This is a genomic window from Pseudomonas sp. NFACC39-1 (assembly GCF_900110355.1).
In the GTDB taxonomy this organism is placed as follows: Bacteria; Pseudomonadota; Gammaproteobacteria; order Pseudomonadales; family Pseudomonadaceae; genus Aquipseudomonas; species Aquipseudomonas tehranensis.
Window position 1 is genome coordinate 1 of record NZ_FODL01000034.1, and the last position, 1,724, is coordinate 1,724.

A 1,724-nucleotide genomic window follows, 5' to 3' on the forward strand; every position below is an offset into this window, starting at 1 on the left:
ACCGACGCGGTGTAAACAACAGTGCCGCCTTCCGCAACGGAGGATGTTGCGGTCAGGCTGACAGTCGACGTGTCGATGGTGTCGGTGACATCAGTTACCGCTGGCGTGGTGCTCGGGACGAGGTTCTCGAAGTTACCGCCGGTGACGGTATCAATGCTGACCTCAACCTTGCCGGCGTCTTTGTAGACGTCGTCGGTCGGTGCGTCGACAGTCACCGTGCCGGTGGTTTGCCCGGCAGCGATGTTGATTACGGCGCCGTTGCTCAATGTCACGGTGACTGGAGTGCCGGCTGCGTTGGTCAATGTCGCGGTGTAAACGATCGAACCGCCTTCAGCAACGGTCTCGGTCGCACTCAAAGTGAGACCGGTAGTGTCTTGGGTATCCGTAACGGTGGTGTCCGCCGGAGTGGCATCGATGTCGAGTTTTTCGTAGTTACCGCCCTGGGCATCGTCGATCTTCACGCTCAGGTTGTCGCCGCCGGCGAGGGCGTCGTTCTGGGTAACGAAGTTGACCGAACCGCTGCTGGAGCCGACGGGGATGGTGATGCTTTGACCGTTCGACAGGGTGATGACCAACGGAGCACCGGTGACTGGTGCGTTGACCGAGGCGGTGTAAACCACGGTGCCGCCTTCAGCCACATTCGCGGTCGCGGTGAGCGAAACCGTGCTGGTGTCGATGGTGTCGGTGACATCAGTCACTGCCGGAATGGTGCTTGGTACCAAATTCTCGAAGTTGCCGCCGGTGGCGTTATCGATGCTGACTTCAACCTTGCCGGCGTCTTTGTAGACGTCGTCGGTCGGTGCATCGACAGTCACAGTGCCGGTGGTTTGCCCGGCAGCGATGTTGATCACCGCGCCGTTGCTCAATGTCACGGTTACTGGAGTGCCGGCGGCATTAGTCAGGGTTGCGGTGTAAACGATGGAACCGCCTTCGGCAACCGAATCGGTAGCGCTCAGGCTCAGGCCAGTCGTGTCCTGCACGTCAGTGACAGTGGTGTCCGCCGGAGTGGCATCGATGTCGAGTTTTTCGTAGTTACCGCCCTGAGCATCGTCAATCTTGACGCTCAGCGAATCGCCGCCAGCGAGGGCGTCGTTCTGGGTAACGAAGTTCACCGAACCGGAGCTGGAGCCAACCGGGATGGTGATGCTTTGACCGTTCGACAGGGTGATCACCAGCGGGGCGCCGGTGACTGGTGCGTTGACCGAGGCGGTGTAAACCACGGTGCCGCCTTCAGCCACGGAGGAGGTCGCGGTCAGGCTGACAGTCGATGTATCGATGGTATCGGTGACATCAGTCACCGCTGGCGTGGTGCTCGGGACGAGGTTCTCGAAGTTACCGCCGGTGGCGTTGTCGATGCTGACTTCAACCTTGCCGGCGTCTTTGTAGACGTCGTCAGTTGGCGCATCAACTGTCACCGTGCCAGTGGTTTGCCCAGCAGCGATGTTGATAACGGCGCCGTTGCTCAGGGTCACGGTGACTGGAGTGCCGGCGGCATTGGTCAATGTCGCGGTGTATACAATCGAACCGCCTTCGGCCACTTGGGTGGACGCCGACAGGCTCAAACCGGTGCTGTCCACCGAATCGGTAATCGTCGTCACAGCAGGCGTGGTGCTTGGCACCAGGTTTTCAAAGTTGCCACCGGTTGCGCCGGTAATGGTGGTGCTGACGGTGCTGCCGTTGTTGTAGACGTCGTTGGCCGGGGTGTCGACGTTGACGGTGCCGGT

The 1,724-nt window shown here is 60.3% G+C and carries 1 protein-coding gene; it reads right to left on the reverse strand.

Annotated features, from left to right (window positions below):
* Positions 1–1,724, reverse strand: a 1,724-nt coding sequence (locus BMY45_RS27185; protein ID WP_371913978.1) for an immunoglobulin-like domain-containing protein, incomplete at both ends; no start/stop codon positions are given.